Genomic DNA, 16,793 nt, shown 5'->3' with positions numbered 1-16,793 from the left:
GCGTCTCGCCGTACCCCACCCGGGGCGGGGCCCGACGTAGTCCCTGACGTTCCCGACGTCCCGACCGGCGTGTCGCGACGGTTTCGTCAGGGACTACGGCGTCCCGTGGGCGGAGGCTCAGCCGGCGAAGGCGTCCTTGCCGGGGCCGAGCACGGGCTCCCAGGCACGGACGGTCTGCTCGACGACGACGCCGATCGTGACGAAGGGGTCCTCGGCGGTCATCGCGCGCACCTCGTCGGCGGAGCCGCCGCGGAAGAGCAGCAGGGCGCCGGGGGCCTCGTCCGCGCCCCACGGGCCGGAGACGACCATGCGGCCCTCGTCGGCGAGGCCCGCGAGGTACTCCCGGTGGGCGGCGCGGTGCTCGTCGCGCAGCGTGACGTCGTCGGAGTAGGCGTAGGTGACGGCGTAGATCGAGGTCGACATGGCTCGATCCTCACACGCCGGACCCGCCACCCGCCCCGTGGCTAGGATCGCGAGGTGCCCCCCGCCACGGTCCCCGACGCCACCCACTGGCGCGACGTGCAGCTCCACGTGGTCACGGGCAAGGGCGGCACGGGCAAGTCCACGGTCGCCGCGGCGCTCGCGCTCGCGCTGGCCTCCACCGGTCGCAGCGTCCTGCTCTGCGAGGTCGAGGGCCGCCAGGGCATCGCCCGGATGTTCGACGTCGACCCGCTGCCCTACGAGGAGCGCCAGATCGCGAAGGGGCTGCCGGCCACGCCCGGTGCCACCGCCCCGGACGGCTCGCCCCGGGGCCCGGCGGGCACGGTGCACGCCCTCCACATCGACGCCGAGTCGGCGCTGCTCGACTACCTGGCGATGTACTACCGCCTCGGTCGCGCCGGCCGCGCCCTCGACAAGTTCGGCGTCATCGAGTTCGCGACCACGATCGCTCCGGGCGTGCGGGACGTGCTCCTCACCGGCAAGGTCTTCGAGGCGGCGAAGCCGGGGCGCCGCGGCAAGGGCGCCCGCCAGTACGACGCGGTCGTCCTCGACGCCCCGCCGACGGGCCGCATCACCCAGTTCCTCAACGTCTCCGACGAGCTCGCCGGCCTGGCCAAGGTGGGTCCCATCAAGTCGCAGGCCGACCTGATGATGACGCTGTTCCGCTCCTCGCGCACCGCGGTGCACTTCGTGACGGTGCTCGAGGAGATGCCCGTGCAGGAGACGGCCGACGGCATCGCCGACCTGCGCCGCACCGGCCTGCCCGTGGGCGGCGTCGTCGTCAACCTGACCCGCCCGGACGAGCTCGACGCCGAGGACCTCGCCCAGGTCATCGCGGGCACCGCCGACCCCGCCGCGCTCGCGGGCGACCTGGCCGCCGCCGGCCTCGAGGGCTCCCCCGACGACCTGGGCGCCCTGGCCGAGCACCTGCTGGCCCAGGGCCGCGACCACGCCGAGCGCCGGGCGCTGGAGGACTCGCAGCGGGCCCTCGTGGCCGGGTACGACGTGCCCACCTACGAGCTGCCCCGCCTCGCCGGCGGCGTCGACCTCGGCGGTCTCTACGAGCTCGCCGCCCACCTGCGGCGCCAGGGCATGGCATGAGGCACGTGACGAGGGAGGACGCATGACGGTCAGCAGCACCGACCCCGGCAGCGCGGCCGCGCGGTCGGCGACCCACCGTCGCAGCAGCCACCGCGTGGGCCCGCTGGCCGGCACCGAGGGCCCCGCGCCGTACCTCGACCTCGACGCGCTCCTCGACGACCGGGGCACCGGGATCGTCGTGTGCTGCGGCTCCGGAGGCGTGGGCAAGACGACGACGGCGGCGGCGCTGGCGATGCGCGCCGCCGAGCGCGGCCGGAAGGTGGTCGTGCTGACGATCGACCCGGCCCGCCGCCTCGCGCAGTCGATGGGCATCGAGGAGCTCGACAACACCCCCCGCCCCGTCACCGGTCTCGACACCTCGGCGGGCGGCAGCCTCGACGCGATGATGCTCGACATGAAGTCGACCTTCGACGAGGTCGTCGAGAGCCAGGCCAGCCCGGAGAAGGCGCGGGCCATCCTGGAGAACCCGTTCTACGTCGCCCTGTCGAGCTCGTTCGCGGGCACGCAGGAGTACATGGCCATGGAGAAGCTGGGCCAGATCCACCGGCAGGCGGAGGCGGACGGCACCTACGACCTCATCGTCGTCGACACCCCGCCCTCGCGTTCGGCGCTCGACTTCCTCGACGCCCCGGAGCGGCTCTCCAGCTTCCTCGACGGGCGGTTCATCAAGCTGCTGCTGGCACCTGCCAAGGGTCCGGCCCGCGTGATGAGCATGGGCTTCGGGCTCATCACCAACGCGCTGACCAAGGTGCTCGGCGCCCAGGTCCTCACCGACCTGCAGACGTTCGTCGCCGCGTTCGACACCGTCTTCGGCGGCTTCCAGCAGCGCGCGCAGCAGACCTACTCGCTGCTGCAGGACTCCCGTACGGCGTTCGTCGTCGTCGCCGCGCCGGAGCGGGACGCGCTGCGCGAGGCGGCGTACTTCGTCGAGCGGCTGGCCGACGACCGCATGCCGCTCGCCGGGCTCGTCGTCAACCGGGCGCACCCGCACCCACCGGTGGAGCTCAGCGCCGAGGAGGCGCTGGCGGCTGCGCAGCGCCTGGAGCGCCGCCGCGACGACGCCGGGTTGCACGACCCCGAGCTGACCGAGGGCCTGCTGCGGCTGCACGCCGACCACGTCCGCATCACGGAGCGCGAGGCGGCGCTGCGGGCCCGGTTCGCGGCCACGCACCCGGAGGTGCCGACGGCGGTCGTGCCCGCACTGGCCAGCGACGTGCACGACCTGGACGGCCTGCGGCGCGTCGGCGAGCTGCTCGCCCCCGGCTGAGCGGGACGGCGAGGCCCGGGACGCTCAGACCGCGGCGGTGGTGTGCTCGTTGCGCGCCGACTCCAGCACGTCGCGCCACGACGCGGCCGGGCGACGACGCAGCAGGGCGCGGCGCTCACGCTCGGTCATGCCGCCCCACACCCCCCACTCGATCTGGTTGTCGAGCGCCTCCGCGAGGCACTCGGTGCGCACGGGGCAGCCCTGGCACAGCTGCTTGACGCGGTTCTGCTCGGCCCCCCGCACGAAGAGCTCGTCCGGCTGCGCCTGTCGGCACACGGCCTTCGTCGTCCACTCCTCGACCCACATGTGACGTCCCCACCCCGTTCACGCCCGGTGCACGGCCCCACGCCCCGCACCCGGCTCTCCAACCCAACGGGACCAAGGTAAAGAAGTCGCGAGGTCCGCGGCAGACCCATTTGCGTCAACCGTGGTAGTCGGAAGGGACTAGGCCGTTGGTCCCGGGTGGTCCCGTGACCGGGACCGGGACGGGGCGCGGGGCCGGCGTGCGGGACGGGTCGGGAAAGGCCCCGACCCCGGGGCGGTCCCGTACCCTTGGGGACCATGTCCCCCTCCGCACCCGAGCGTCTCACGGCGGGACGCGTCGTGAAGCACCTCCTGGTGATGCTCGCGGCCTCCGTCGTGCTGGGCGTCGTCGTCTCCGGCCTCGCCCTGCCCTTCGCGGGCATGGCCGGCATCTCGGCCCGCAACGTCTCCGAGAGCGTCAAGGAGCTGCCGGCCGAGCTCGAGACGCAGGCCCTGCCGCAGCGCAGCCGGATCCTCGACGCGAACGACAACGTGATCGCGACGATCTTCGACGAGAACCGCGTCAACGTGCCGCTGACCCAGGTCAGCCCGTTCATGCGCCAGGCCATCGTGTCGATCGAGGACTACCGGTTCTACGAGCACGGGGCGCTGGACCTGCAGGGCACCCTGCGCGCGCTCATCGTCAACCAGGCCAACAGCGGCGTCGTGCAGGGTGGCTCCTCGATCACCCAGCAGATGGTGAAGCTGACACTGGTGCAGCAGGCCGGCGACGACGAGCAGGCCCGCGCCGAGGCGACGGAGGAGACGTTCAGCCGCAAGATCCAGGAGCTGCGCTACGCCATCGCGATCGAGAACACCTACTCCAAGGACTGGATCCTGGAGCGGTACCTCAACCTCGCCTACTTCGGCAACGGCGCCTACGGCATCCAGTCCGCGGCCCGCACCTACTTCGGCACGAGTGCGGCGGACCTGACGCTGCCCCAGGCCGCCCTGCTCGCCGGCCTCGTGCAGAACCCCGTCGGCCTCGACCCGACGGTCAACCCCGACCGCGCGCTGCAGCGGCGCAACGTGGTCATCGACCGCATGGCCCAGCTGAACGTCGTGACCGACGAGGACCAGCAGGCGGCCCGCTCCACCGACCTGGGCCTCAACGTCCGCGCGCCGTCCAACGGCTGCGTGTCGTCGGTCGCCCCGTTCTACTGCGACTACGTGCTGCGCTACCTGCTGGCCGACCCGTCCCTGGGCGAGAGCGAGGACGCGCGCCGCTCGCTGCTCTACGAGGGCGGCCTGACGATCCGGACGCCGCTCATCCAGACCTACCAGGCCTCCGCCGACGAGGCGGTCGCCGACGCGGTCGACCCGACCGACAACGCCATCGGCGGGCTCGCCATGGTGGAGCCGGGCACGGGCTACGTCCGGGGCCTGGCGCAGTCGCGCCCCATGGGCACGAACATGGAGGCGGGCCAGACCTACCTCAACTACACGGTGCCCGAGCGGCTCGGCGACTCCAACGGCTTCCAGGCCGGCTCCACGTTCAAGACCTTCGTGCTCGCGGCCGCGCTCGAGCAGGGCATCCCGGTCTCGTGGGGCATCAGCTCCCCCGAGCAGATCGCCGTCCGCGAGTCCACGTTCCGCGACTGCGACGGCGAGCCCTACGGCGGTTCGACCGCGTGGGAGCCGTCGAACTCCACCGACTCGGGCTACATGACGATGACGACCGGGACCCGGCTCTCGGTCAACACGTTCTACGCCCAGCTCACGCAGCGCACGGGCCTGTGCCAGCCGTTCGAGCTCGCCCGCGCCATGGGCGTCGAGCTCGACAACCCCACGGGCGAGGAGCAGCCGGGCCGCCTGGCCGAGCGGGTGCCGTCCTTCGTGCTCGGCGTCGCGGACGTCAGCCCCGTCGAGATGGCCGAGGCCTACGCGACCTTCGCCGGCCGCGGCGTCCACTGCGACGCCCTGCCGGTCGTGCAGATCTCCGACTCGGGCGGCAACGTCGTCAAGACCTACGACCCGACCTGCGACCAGGTGCTCACGCCCGAGGTCGCGGACGCCGTCAACGAGATCCTGTCGGGCGTGCTGGCCCCGGGCGGCTTCGCCGCCGCGCAGAGCCTGGGCATCGACGACGCGGGCAAGACCGGCACCACGCAGAACGCACGCTCGGTCTGGTTCGCGGGCTACACGCCCAACCTGGCGACGGTGGCGATGATCGCCGGCGCCAACGAGGTCGGCACCCCGATCTCGCTCGAGGGTCAGCGCGTCGGCGGGCGCCGGTTCGGCAACGTCTCGGCCTCCCGGTTCGTCGCCCCCATCTGGGGCGACGCGATGCGCGGGATCCGCGACGAGCTGCCCGGCGACGACTTCACGCCGTACAGCGCCTCGGCCCTGCGCGAGGCCGTCGGCCCGCCGGACCCCCAGGGCTCCGTCGGTCTCGGCGGTCGCGCCACCACCCGCATCAGCGGGGACGACGACTGACCCCGGCTGACGCCCGTACGACGACACGAGGCGCCCGTCCCCCTCGGGGGGCGGGCGCCTCGTCGTCCGTCGGCCCCTCGCGGGGCGGACCTCACCAGCCCGCGTGCTGGCCCGTGAGGTTCACCGAGCCGCCGACGTCGCCGTCGGCCAGGGCGCGGACCTCGCCGGCCACCCAGGCCTCCACGCCGTGCTCGGCGAGCAGTCGCAGGGCGGTGTCGACCGAGCCGGGGTCGGTGAGCGCCACCATCCCGACGCCGCAGTTGAGCGTCGCCTCGACGTCGGCCTGGGGCAGGTCGCCCACGCGGCGCACCAGGTCGAAGACGGGCTGCGGGGTCCAGGTGCCGCGGTCGATGGTCGCGGTCAGCTCGGCCGGCATGACCCGCTCGAGGTTCGCCGCGAGGCCGCCGCCGGTCACGTGGGCCATGGCGTGGGTCGCGGTGCCGCGGGCCAGCGCGAGGGCGGGCTTGGTGTAGATCCTCGTCGGCGTCAGCAGCTCGGCGCCGAGCGTGCCGCCCAGCTCCTCGACCTGGCGGTCGAGCTCCCACCCGGCGCCGGCGAGGAGCACGTGGCGCACGAGGGAGTAGCCGTTGGAGTGCAGCCCGCTCGAGGCCATCGCGATGACGACGTCACCGGGGCGCACGCGGCCGGGCCCGAGCATCTGCTCCGCCTCGACGACGCCGGTGGTGGCGCCCGCGACGTCGTAGTCGTCGGGGCCCAGCAGGCCCGGGTGCTCCGCGATCTCCCCGCCGACCAGCGAGCAGCCGGCCTCGACGCACGCCTCGGCGATGCCCTTGACGATCGCCGCGATGCGCTCCGGCACGACGCGGCCGGTGGCGATGTAGTCGGTCATGAACAGCGGCTCGGCGCCGCAGACGACGAGGTCGTCGACGACCATGCCGACGAGGTCGAAGCCGATGGTGTCGTGCTTGTCCATCGCCTGGGCGATGGCCACCTTGGTGCCCACCCCGTCGGTCGACGTGGCCAGCACGGGGCGGTCGTAGGCCTTGAGCGCGCTCGCGTCGAACAGCCCGGCGAAGCCGCCGAGCCCCCCGATGATCTCGGGCCGCCGGGACTTCTCCACCCAGCCCTTCATGAGGTCGATGGCGCGGTCGGCCGCCTCGATGGAGACGCCGGCGGCGGCGTACGCGTTCTCGGCGGGGTCGGTCACGTCAGCTGCTCCTGGGGGCCGGGTGCGGGAGTGCAGGTGGTGCGGGAGTGGGTCGGGCGCCGGGTACGACGGTCAGGGCCGGCGCAGCGCGTCGGCGGCGCCGCCCCCGGCGAGGGAGGCGGCGAGGCCGTCGACGTCGGTCGTCGTCGCGACCGGCGGCGAGCTCGGCGCGGAGCGCTGGATCTCCAGGACGTCCTTGCCCAGGTGGGTGGAGTCGGGCAGGTCGATGGGGTAGACCCCGTCGAAGCAGGCCCGGCACAGGTCGTCCTTCGGCACCGCCGTGGCGTCGATGAGGTCGTCCAGGTCGATGTAGCCGAGCGAGTCCGCGTCGATCGAGCGGCAGATCTCGTCGACGGTCAGGCCGTTGCCGATGAGCTCGGCGCGGGTCGCGAAGTCGATTCCGTAGAAGCAGGGCCACTTCACCGGCGGCGAGGAGATCCGCACGTGCACCTCGCGGGCGCCCGCCTCGCGGAGCATGCGTACGAGCGCGCGCTGCGTGTTGCCGCGCACGATCGAGTCGTCGACGACGACGAGCTTCTTGCCCTCGATGACGTCGCGCAGCGGGTTCAGCTTCAGGCGGATGCCGAGCTGGCGGATCGTCTGCGACGGCTGGATGAAGGTGCGCCCGACGTAGGAGTTCTTGACCAGACCGGTGCCGTACGGGATGCCGGACGCCTCGGCGTACCCGATCGCGGCGGGGGTGCCGGACTCGGGGACGGGGATGACGAGGTCGGCGTCGACGGGGAACGTCTTCGCGAGGCGGCGGCCGATCTCGACGCGCACGCTGTGCATCCGCTTGCCCGTCATCACCGTGTCGGGGCGGGCGAGGTAGACGAACTCGAAGAGGCAGTGCTTCGGCGCGGGCTCCGCGAAGGTGCGGCTGCGCAGGCCGTCGGCGTCGACGGCGACGAGCTCGCCCGGCTCGATCTCGCGGATGAAGGACGCGCCGACGATGTCGAGCGCCGCGGTCTCCGACGCGACGACCCAGCCGCGCTCGAGGCGGCCGAGCACCAGCGGGCGGATGCCCTGGGGGTCGCGCGCGGCGTACAGCGTGTCCTCGGTCATCCACACGAACGAGAAGGCACCGCGCACCTGGGGCAGCAGCTCGACCGCGCGCTCCTCGACGGTGGTGTCGGGGTGGTCGGCGAGCAGGGCGGTGACGACGCTCGTGTCGTTCGTCGAGTTCTGCTCGGGGCGGTGGACCTTGAGGTCGAGCTCGCCGTCGAGGACGCTGCGGTCGCGGACCATCTCGGCCAGCTCGGCGGTGTTGATCAGGTTGCCGTTGTGGGCCAGCGCGATCGAGCCGTGCGCCGTCGGGTGGAAGGTCGGCTGCGCGTTGTGCCACGTGCTCGCGCCGGTGGTGGAGTAGCGCGAGTGGCCGATCGCGACGTGGCCCTGCAGCGCGTCCAGCGTCGACTCGTCGAAGACCTGCGAGACGAGCCCCATGTCCTTGTAGACGAGGATCTGGCGCCCGTTGCTCACCGCGATGCCCGCCGACTCCTGGCCGCGGTGCTGCAGCGCGTAGAGGCCGTAGTAGGTCAGCTTCGCCACGTCCTCGCCCGGCGCCCACACCCCGAAGACGCCGCAGGCGTCCTGCGGGCCCTGGTCCTGGGGGTCGAGTGCGGCGGTCAGTCGACCGTCACCGCCCTTGCGTGTGCTCACGGAGTTGGCCACCCGGCCATGGTACGGCGCGCCCCGCCCGCCGGGCGACGTCGCGCCGTACCCGGACGGGTCACATCCGGCGCTCGCCCGCCCGGACGGCCTCGCGGATGCGGGTGTAGGTCCCGCAGCGGCAGATGTTGCGGATGCCGTCGAGGTCCGCGTCGCTGATGGCCCGTCCCTCGCGCTGCACCTTCCTCACCAGCGCGACCGCGGCCATGATCTGCCCGGGCTGGCAGTAGCCGCACTGGGCGACGTCGCGCTCCAGCCACGCCTCCTGCATGGGGTGGAGCTCCGCGCCGACGGTGGCGGGCAGGCCCTCGATGGTGGTGACCTCGTCGTCGGGCCCGAGGTCGCCGACGGGGACGGCGCACGGGTTGAAGGCGCGGCCGTTGACGTGCGACGTGCACGCCTTGCAGACGTTGATGCCGCAGCCGTACTTGGGGCCGACGACGCCCAGCAGGTCGCGCAGGACCCACAGGAGGCGGACGTCGTCCTCGACGTCGACGCTGACGGTCTCGCCGTTGAGGCGGAAGGTCTGACGGGGCACGGGAGGCTCCTCGGGGGCAGTGCCGGTGGGGCGGGCGGGCAGACGGGCGGGTGCGTGGGTCGGGTACGTCGGGGCGACGGGCGGGTCAGTAGGTGAGGCGCAGGCCGTTGGTCGGCGAGGCCGGGACCGGCGGCTCGAACGACTTGGGCTCGAAGGCCAGGTCGTCGAGGTGGTTGACCGGGAAGTGGGTCGGCATCGTGCCCGTGGCCCGAGCGTAGGCGCAGGCGACGGCGGCGAACGTGGCCGCGACCCCGGCCTCGCCCGCGCCGCCCGGCTGCGGGCTGTTCGACGGCATGACGTGCACCTCGACCTCGGGCGGGGTGTTCCACTGCCGCGTGTAGAAGTAGTTGTCCCAGCTGGCCTCGAGGAAGTGGCCATCACGCAGGTGGAGGCTGGAGGTCAGGGCGAGGGCGATGCCGTCGTTGATGCCGCCCTGCATCTGCGCCTCGAGGCCGCGCGGGTTGATCGCCAGGCCGACGTCGATGGCGAAGACCACCTTGGTGACGCGGGGGCCGGTGACCGCGTCGCGGACCTGGCGGCCCACGGTGGCCGGGCGGCAGTCGATCTCGACGAGGCAGGCCGACGCGCCCTTGTACTCCTTGTGGATGGCGATGCCCTGGGCGGTGCCCGGCTCCATCGCCCGCCCCCAGCGCCCGGCCTGCGCGACCCGGTCGAGCACGGCGGTCACGCGGGCGTTGCGGGAGAAGGCCCGGCGGAACTGGTAGGGGTCGCGGCGCATGTCGGCCGCCAGCCGGTCGACGACGAGCTCGGAGGCGGCGCGCACGTCGGGCGAGTAGATGTTGCGCATGCTGCCGGTGTTGAACCGGCCGTCGGACTCGGTGAGCGTCTGCAGAACCGCGCCGAAGTTGTAGGGCATCTCCTGGGTCAAGGTGAAGACGGTCTCGGCGAAGCCCAGGTTGCCCAGGCCCGCCGGCAGGTCGGCGGCGAAGCCCGTGATGGCCTCGCCCAGGCCGTGGCGGAAGTCCGTCTCGACGCTGGCGTGCGACTGCTGGAAGGCGACGACCTGGCCGCCCACGTGGGCGGCGCGGATCTTCGAGGTGCACATGGGGTGGGTGCGCCCGGCGCGCGCGTCGTCGGCGCGGTGCCACATCAGCTTCACGGGCACGCCCATCGCCTTGCTGATGAGCGCGGCCTCCATGGCGCCGTCGAAGAACAGGCGGCGGCCGAACGACCCGCCGCTCTGCGTGACGTTGACCCGCACCTTGGACACCGGCAGGCCGATGGCGGCGGCGATCTGCTCCTGGGCGATGACCGGGGACTTCAGTCCCGACCAGATCTCGGCCTCGTCGGCCCGCACGTCGGCGATGGCCGAGTTGGTGTCCATCGCCGAGTTGCTGCGGAAGTAGAACGTGACGTCGGCGTTGACGGTGCGCAGCAGCGGCAGGCTGGGCAGCGACGGCAGGGGCAGCTGGTCGCGCTGCAGGCGGGCGAGGACGGTCTCGTCGGACTCGCCCGTGACGGTGCCCGGGTCCCAGTCCGCGCGCACCGCGCGCACGGCGTCGATGCACTGCCCGAACGTGCGGGCGCGCACGGCGACGCCGAAGTCCATGAGCGCGACGTGGGTGACGCCCGGCATCCGCTCCACCTCGGCCACGTTGTGCACCCGCAGGGCGCGGCCGTTGAGATTCGGGGCGCGGCAGACCATGGTCGGCAGCGCGTCCGGCACCTGCAGGTCGGTGGTGAACTGCTTGCGGCCCGTGACGGCATCGAGGGCGTCGATGCGGTTCTGCGGGCGGCCGATCACGGGGTGGGAGGTGCGCTCGGCGAGCTCGACCTCCACGCCGCGGCTCTGGGCAGCGGCAGCCGGGCCGGCCAGCTCGCCGTACGTGACCCGGCGCCCGTCGGGGGCCTCGATGACGCCGCCCAGCTTCACCACCAGCTGGTCGACGGCGTCCCCGAGCTGCACCGACGCCGCCTCCAGGAGCGCGCGCCGGGCGACGGCGGCGGCGACCCGGATGGGGGTGTACGTCGAGATCGTCGTGTTGGAGCCGCCCGTGAGCTGGTTGAGCAGCAGCTCGGGGCGCGCGGGGGCGAGGGTGACCTCGACCTTGTCGACGGGCAGGTCGAGCTCCTCGGCGATGATCATCGCCGTCGACGTCGTGATGCCCTGGCCGACCTCGGCACGGGGCAGGGCGAACGAGGCCGTGCCGTCGGCGTTGATCGTGATGGAGATCAGGTTGCTCGTCGACGCGCCCGCGAGGGTGAGGAAGTCGTTGAGGTCGAGGATCTCCGGTGGCTGCGGCACCGTGGGGATGCCGTCGGCGCTCGCCGGGGCGGCGCCCACACCGAGCGGAGCCGCGGCCACCAGCGTCGAGCCGCTGAGCACGAAGCCCAGGAACGTCCGGCGGCGCACGCCGTCACCCCCGGCGCTGGTCCCCTCCCCTGCTGCCTCCCCTGCTGCGTCGTGCGTCTGGTCGGTCGTCGGTCGAGCCACTGCGTCCTCCGGAGTGTCAGCCGGCCGAGGCCGGTGCGGTCACTCCCTCCCGCCGCCAACGCTCGCATCCCGAGCGGTCGGTCCCAACCCGGGCGCGCCCACGATGTGACGCCGATCACTGGGCAGTCTGCACACCGGCACTCCCCGGAGAGCGGCCTCAGCGAGGGCCGCCCCCCACGACCAGGCCGGTCCTGAGTACGGCGATACAGGACAGGAGTGCCGGTGCCGCCACCAGGAGCACCTCTATGTCGGGCGAGAGGGCCAACGGGAGGAGGACGACCGTCGATCCTCCTGCGACGAGAACGCTCGCCCAGGCCCCCGCCACCAGGAGTCGGTGGGTGCCGCCGCTGCGCAGGTGACCACGCCCCCACGCCACCCAGCCGGCGAGCGCCAGGTGGAGCACCCCCCACACCAGGCCCGCTGCCGCGAGGAACATCCCGGCGAGGACGTTGCCCACCACCGCGTGCGGTCCTGGGAACAGGTACATCTGCAGGCCCCACGCGAGGGCCAGCGCGTCCACACCGGCCGAGACGACGAGCCAGCGCCCCAGCAACCGGGCCCGGGCGAGGAGGAGGACCCGCGCCGCGCGATCCGAGGAAGGGGGCGTCCGGGCCGAGGTCACGGGTCGAACGGTCCTCCTCGACCGCCCCGTCGGCCATGAGCACGGATGCTCAGCGACGCCTCAGCCCGCGCCCCCGAGCCGGTACGCCGCGAGCGCGAGCGACAGCTCGACCGGGGGCGTCGCCGCGCCCACCCGGCCGCCCGTGACCTGCCGGACGCGGCGCAGCCGGTTGAGCACCGTGTTGCGGTGGCACGGCAGCGCCTGCGCGGTGGCGGTCGTCGACCCGCCGAGGCGCACCCACGCCTCGAGCGTCTCCACCAGCGCCCGGCCCTCGTCCCCGGGCAGGTCGAGCAGCGGGCCGAGCCAGTGCTCCACCAGGCGGGCGGCGATGTCGGGCGAGGCCAGCACGAGCGCGTCGGGCAGGGCGTCGTCGAACGCCACCGTCGGCACGCCGCGGCTGGCGGCGATGCGCTGCGCCGCCAGCGCGTGGCGGAAGGCCTCCTCCACCTGGGCGAACCCGACGGCCACCCCCGAGGTGCCCACCGGGCCGCCCACCAGCGCGCGCAGGCCCGCCGAGAGGTCGGGGGCGACGAGCGAGCCGGCCTCGACGAGGCCCACGAGGCCGACGGCGCGCCGTACCCAGCTCGAGCGGTAGCCCGCCGCCCGCAGGTTCGCCTCCGCGCTGCGCGCCGCGGCCGACGGGGTGTCGCCGTGGGCGACCACGACGACGCACGGGGCGCCCGGGTGGAGGTCGAGCAGGCGACCCGCCTCGGCGGCGAACACGGGGTCGGTGCCGCGCCCGGCGAGCAGGTCCTCCCACAGGGCGGTACGGCGCTGCTCGTGCGCGCGCAGCGCCCCGGCCTCGGTCTCGTGGTACGCCGCCGCGACAGCCGCCGACGTGCGGTCCACGACCGCCCACAGCGACGTGCCGATCTCCCGCACGTCGTGGGCGTCGAGGGTGTCGCCGGCGTGGTCGAGGAGGTCCTCCCAGATCAGCCGCCCGCCCATGCGGAACGAGCGCAGCACGTCGTCGAGCGGCAGGCCCTGCTCGGCGCGCCGGTGCCCGGTGGCGCGGGCCGCGTCGTACCGGTCGGGGCCCCCGGCGCGCGCCGGGTCGAGCTCGGCCTCCAGCAGCTCGAGCACGCGGGCGACGTTGTCGAGGCAGGAGCGCCGCAGGTCGTCGTCGGCGAGGACGGGCACGTCGGCGTACCCCGCGTTCTCGGCCCGGATGACGGCGAGCAGGGCCTCGGCGAGCACGCCGACCCGCTGAGCGCGGTGACGCTCGAGGAACGTCGCGGTCGTCGCGCGCACGAGCGGCTCCCGCCGGCCGGCCCCCGACCCGCCCTCAGGCCCCCCGCTCGGCCAGGCGGGCCAGCAGGAGCGTCTCGGCGAGCAGCACCCGCTCGAACTCCGCGAGGTGCAGGCCCTCGTTCGGTCCGTGGGCGCGGGTGTCGGGGTCCTCGACGCCGGTGACGAGGACGGTGGCGTCGGGGAACGCCTCGAGGAACTCCGCGATGAACGGGATCGAGCCGCCGACCCCCATGTCGACGGGCACCGTGCCGTCCCACGCCTCGGCGAACGCGGCGCGGGCGACGTCGTACACCGGCCCGGTCGCGTCGATCTGCGTCGCCTCGCCGGTGTCGACGACGGTGACGGAGAGCTGCGCGCCCCACGGCACGTGCGCCTCGAGGTGGGCGCGCAGGGCGGCCAGCGCGCTCTCGGCCGTGTCGCCGGGGGCGATGCGCATCGAGAGCTTCGCGCGGGCGGCCGGGACGAGGGTGTTCGAGGCGCCGTCGACCTTCGGGGCGTCGAGGCCGGTGACGCTGAGGGACGGCTTGGTCCACAGCCGCTCGACCGCGGACCCGGTGCCGACGAACGCGACGCCGTCGGCGACTCCCGACTCGGCGCGCAGCCGCTCCTCGGGGTAGTCGACGTCGGCGGCCGGGCCGGCGTGCAGGCCGGCGACGGCCACGTCGCCGGCGTCGTCGTGGAGGGTGGCGAGCAGGCGCGCCAGCGTCGTGATCGCGTCGGGGACGAGGCCGCCCCACATGCCGGAGTGCACCGCGTGCGTCAGCGTGCGCACCTCGACGTCGACGCGCACGAGCCCGCGCAGGCTCGTGGTGAGGGCGGGCACGCCGATGTCCCAGTTGGTCGAGTCGGCGATGACGATGACGTCGGCCCGCAGCGTCTCGGCGTGCTCGGCGAGCAGGGCCGGGAGCGTGTCGGAGCCGACCTCCTCCTCGCCCTCGACGAACACCGTCACGCCGACGCCCAGGTCGTCGCCGAGCGCACGCAGGGCGCCGAGGTGGGCCACGACGCCGGCCTTGTCGTCGGCCGCGCCGCGACCGAAGAGGCGCCGGCCACCGGGCGAGTCGGCCTCGGTGGCCTCGAAGGGCGGCGTCGCCCAGTCGGCGTGGTCGCCCTCGGGCTGCACGTCGTGGTGGGCGTAGAGCAGCACCGTGGGCGCGCCCGCGGGCGCGGGGCGGGTCGCGATGACGGCGGGGGCCCCGCCCTCGGCGCTGACGATGCGGGTGTCGAGACCCTCGGCCTCCAGGAGCGCGGCCACGGCCTCGGCGCTGCGCCGTACCTCGCCCGCCCGGGCCGGGTCGGCGCTCACCGACTCGATGCGCACCAGCGCCTCGAGGTCACGGCGCACGCCGGGCAGCACGGCGGCCACCCGGCCGCGGAGGTCGTCGGTGGTGAGGTCAGCCATGCGTCCGACCCTAGCCAGGGGCGCACGCGGTGTCGGGCTGGCCCGACACCGGACCGTCCGGCTCACCGGCTGCCGGGCGGGACGGCGTTTCCCTAGCGTCGTCGTCATGACCCAGACTCTCGACGTGCCCCTCGCCGTACCGCCCGACGCCGCCCTCCCCGGGGCGTCGGCACCCGCGGGGCCGATGGGTCCGGCGGGTGGCGCGGCTGAGCCCCGCCGCGGCCTGGCCGCCCGGCTGGCCGCCGAGACCGGGTACGCCGTGTCCGCCCTGCCGCTCGCGGTCGTCACGTTCACGCTCGTGCTGGCCGGCGTCGTCGTCGGCGTCTCCCTGTCGTGGCTCGTCGTCGGGCTGCCCGTCCTGGCCGGCGCCGTGCTGCTGGCCCGGGGGCTCGCCCACGTCGAGCGGGTGCGGATGCGCACGGCGCTCAGTCGCCGGGCCCCCTCCCCGACCTACGCCCGGGCGCGGGAGGACGCCGGGTGGCTGCGGCGGGTGCTGACCGTGCTCCGCGACCCGCAGTCGTGGCTCGACGTGACGTGGGCGCTGGTCTCGTCGGTCACCGCCGTGGCGCTCGCCGCCGTCACGGTCGGCTGGTGGGCCGCCACGATCGGCGGGCTGACCTACGGGTTCTGGCAGCGCTGGCTCCCCGACACCGAGGGCGACACGCTCGCCGAGCTGCTGGGGATGGGTGCGGGCCGCGGGCCCGAGATCGTGCTCACCACCGTGCTGGGCGTCGTCGCCCTGCTGCTGCTGCCGTGGGTCGTGCGCATCGCCGTGGCCGCCCACGCCGGGCTCGCCGAGGTGCTGCTGTCGAGCCGCGCCAGCCTCCAGGCCGAGGTACGCCGCGCGACCGGCGGGCGCGACGCCGCCCGCGACGCCGAGGCGCGCTCCCTGCGCCGCCTCGAGCGCGACATCCACGACGGCCCCCAGCAGCGGCTCGTGCGCCTCGCCATGGACCTCGGCCGCGCGCGCCACCAGCTCGACCAGGACCCGGAGCGGGCCCGCGACGCCCTCGACGCGGCGTACCAGCAGGCGCGAGACGCGATCGACGAGCTGCGGGCCCTCTCCCGGGGCATCGCGCCGCCGCTGCTCATGGACCGGGGCCTCGGCCCCGCGCTGGAGGAGCTCGTCGCCCGCGCCGAGGAGCACGTCGACCTCGTCGTCGAGCCCGCGCTGGCCCACGGCCTGCCGCCGCACGTCGAGACCGCCGTCTACTTCGTGGTGGCCGAGCAGATGACGAACGTCGCGAAGCACAGCGGCGCCGGCGTGGTCGCCGTCGACGTGCTCACGGTGCCGACCGCCGACGGCGAGGCCGTCCGGGTGCAGGTCGCGGACGACGGCGTCGGCGGCGCGCACCTCGGCAAGGGCTCCTGCCTGGCCGGGCTCGAGCAGCGCGTGCGGGGCCTCGGCGGCACCCTGGTGCTGGACTCGCCCGCGGGCGGCCCGACGATCCTGCGGGTGGAGGTGCCGCTGCGTGGGTGACCCGACCGGGCGCGGCGGCCTGCGGGTCGTCGTCGCCGACGACTCCGTGCTGCTGCGCGAGGGACTGCAGCTGATCCTCGCCGACGCGGGCCACACCGTGGTCGCGACCGCGGGCGACGGCCCGGGCCTCGTCGCCGCCGTGCTCGCGCACTCCCCCGACCTCGCCCTCGTCGACGTCCGCATGCCCCCGTCCCACACCGACGAGGGGCTGCGGGCCGCGGTCGAGGTGCGCCGGCAGCGTCCGGACGCTCGGATCCTCGTGCTCAGCCAGTACGTCGAGGTGTCCTACGCCGACGAGCTGCTGGCCGCCGGCGAGGGCGGCGTGGGCTACCTGCTCAAGGACCGGGTGAGCGAGCTCGGCTCGTTCCTCGACGCGCTGCGCACCGTCGCCGCCGGCGGCACCGTGCTCGACCCGCTCGTCGTCGGCCAGCTGATGCGCCGGCGCCGCGACCCGCTCGCGGCGCTCACCCCGCGCGAGCGGGAGGTGCTCGCGGCGATGGCCGAGGGCCTCTCGAACGCCGCGGTCGCCGAGCGCCTGGGCGTCAGCGAGGGCGGGGTGGAGAAGCACACGCAACGGATCTTCGCCAAGCTCGACCTGCACGCCGACGACGGCCAGCACCGGCGGGTCAAGGCCGTGCTGGCGTTCCTGCGCTGAGCA

The 16,793-nt window shown here is 74.4% G+C and carries 14 protein-coding genes; 5 read left to right on the top strand and 9 right to left on the bottom strand.

The features are described from left to right. Window positions 1-117: 117 nt before the first annotated feature. Window positions 118-423 (bottom strand): YciI family protein, encoded by a 306-nt coding sequence (locus tag KK617_RS06285; RefSeq protein ID WP_277498817.1) that lies wholly within the window; start codon window positions 421-423, stop codon window positions 118-120. A gap of 54 nt (window positions 424-477) precedes the next feature. Between KK617_RS06285 and KK617_RS06280 the strand changes: the two genes are divergently transcribed. Continuing rightward, complete coding sequence (locus KK617_RS06280) at window positions 478-1,542, top strand: ArsA-related P-loop ATPase (protein ID WP_277498815.1); 1,065 nt, start codon at window positions 478-480, stop codon at window positions 1,540-1,542. A gap of 22 nt (window positions 1,543-1,564) precedes the next feature. After that, window positions 1,565-2,809, top strand: coding sequence for an ArsA-related P-loop ATPase (locus tag KK617_RS06275; RefSeq protein ID WP_277498814.1), 1,245 nt, complete (start codon window positions 1,565-1,567; stop codon window positions 2,807-2,809). 24 nt (window positions 2,810-2,833) lie between these two features. Here the strand turns inward: KK617_RS06275 and KK617_RS06270 are convergent, their stop codons facing one another. Then, a complete protein-coding gene (locus KK617_RS06270) occupies window positions 2,834-3,115 on the bottom strand; it encodes a WhiB family transcriptional regulator (RefSeq protein WP_277498813.1) in 282 nt (93 codons plus the stop codon). Window positions 3,116-3,370: 255 nt separating this feature from the next. On the opposite strand from KK617_RS06270, the gene KK617_RS06265 reads away from it, so the two are divergent. Continuing rightward, window positions 3,371-5,548 carry a transglycosylase domain-containing protein gene (locus KK617_RS06265; RefSeq protein ID WP_277498812.1) on the top strand — a complete coding sequence of 726 codons (2,178 nt, stop codon included), beginning with the start codon at window positions 3,371-3,373 and terminating at the stop codon, window positions 5,546-5,548. Window positions 5,549-5,639: 91 nt separating this feature from the next. Here KK617_RS06265 and purM read toward each other — a convergent pair whose 3' ends face one another. The 7 genes from purM to KK617_RS06230 form a co-directional block, all read right to left on the bottom strand. Then, window positions 5,640-6,716 (bottom strand): phosphoribosylformylglycinamidine cyclo-ligase, encoded by a 1,077-nt coding sequence (gene purM, locus KK617_RS06260; RefSeq protein WP_277498811.1) that lies wholly within the window; start codon window positions 6,714-6,716, stop codon window positions 5,640-5,642. A gap of 72 nt (window positions 6,717-6,788) precedes the next feature. Beyond that, window positions 6,789-8,390 (bottom strand): amidophosphoribosyltransferase, encoded by a 1,602-nt coding sequence (gene purF / locus KK617_RS06255; protein WP_277498809.1) that lies wholly within the window; start codon window positions 8,388-8,390, stop codon window positions 6,789-6,791. A gap of 58 nt (window positions 8,391-8,448) precedes the next feature. Then, window positions 8,449-8,925, bottom strand: coding sequence for a (2Fe-2S)-binding protein (locus tag KK617_RS06250; RefSeq protein ID WP_277498808.1), 477 nt, complete (start codon window positions 8,923-8,925; stop codon window positions 8,449-8,451). Between the two features lie 85 nt (window positions 8,926-9,010). Then, entirely contained in the window at window positions 9,011-11,299 is a 2,289-nt protein-coding gene (locus KK617_RS06245) for a molybdopterin cofactor-binding domain-containing protein (RefSeq protein WP_277498804.1), read from the bottom strand. Between the two features lie 238 nt (window positions 11,300-11,537). Beyond that, on the bottom strand, window positions 11,538-12,002 hold the full coding sequence (locus tag KK617_RS06240) for a hypothetical protein (protein ID WP_277498802.1): 465 nt from the start codon (window positions 12,000-12,002) through the stop codon (window positions 11,538-11,540). A 60-nt stretch (window positions 12,003-12,062) separates the two neighbouring features. Continuing rightward, window positions 12,063-13,253, bottom strand: a complete 1,191-nt coding sequence (locus tag KK617_RS06235; protein WP_277498801.1) for a helix-turn-helix domain-containing protein — start codon at window positions 13,251-13,253, stop codon at window positions 12,063-12,065. Window positions 13,254-13,287: 34 nt separating this feature from the next. Further along, a complete protein-coding gene (locus KK617_RS06230; RefSeq protein WP_277498799.1) occupies window positions 13,288-14,655 on the bottom strand; it encodes a dipeptidase in 1,368 nt (455 codons plus the stop codon). 106 nt (window positions 14,656-14,761) lie between these two features. On the opposite strand from KK617_RS06230, the gene KK617_RS06225 reads away from it, so the two are divergent. After that, window positions 14,762-16,135 (top strand): sensor domain-containing protein, encoded by a 1,374-nt coding sequence (locus KK617_RS06225; RefSeq protein WP_277498796.1) that lies wholly within the window; start codon window positions 14,762-14,764, stop codon window positions 16,133-16,135. Between the two features lie 19 nt (window positions 16,136-16,154). Next, window positions 16,155-16,790 carry a response regulator transcription factor gene (locus tag KK617_RS06220; RefSeq protein WP_277498867.1) on the top strand — a complete coding sequence of 212 codons (636 nt, stop codon included), beginning with the start codon at window positions 16,155-16,157 and terminating at the stop codon, window positions 16,788-16,790. The last annotated feature ends 3 nt before the right edge of the window (window positions 16,791-16,793 follow it).

Source organism: Nocardioides sp. ChNu-99, from assembly GCF_029493445.1.
In the GTDB taxonomy this organism is placed as follows: domain Bacteria; phylum Actinomycetota; class Actinomycetes; order Propionibacteriales; family Nocardioidaceae; genus Nocardioides.
Note: the sequence above shows the minus strand (reverse complement) of the source record. Positions and strands in the feature narration are given on the sequence as shown.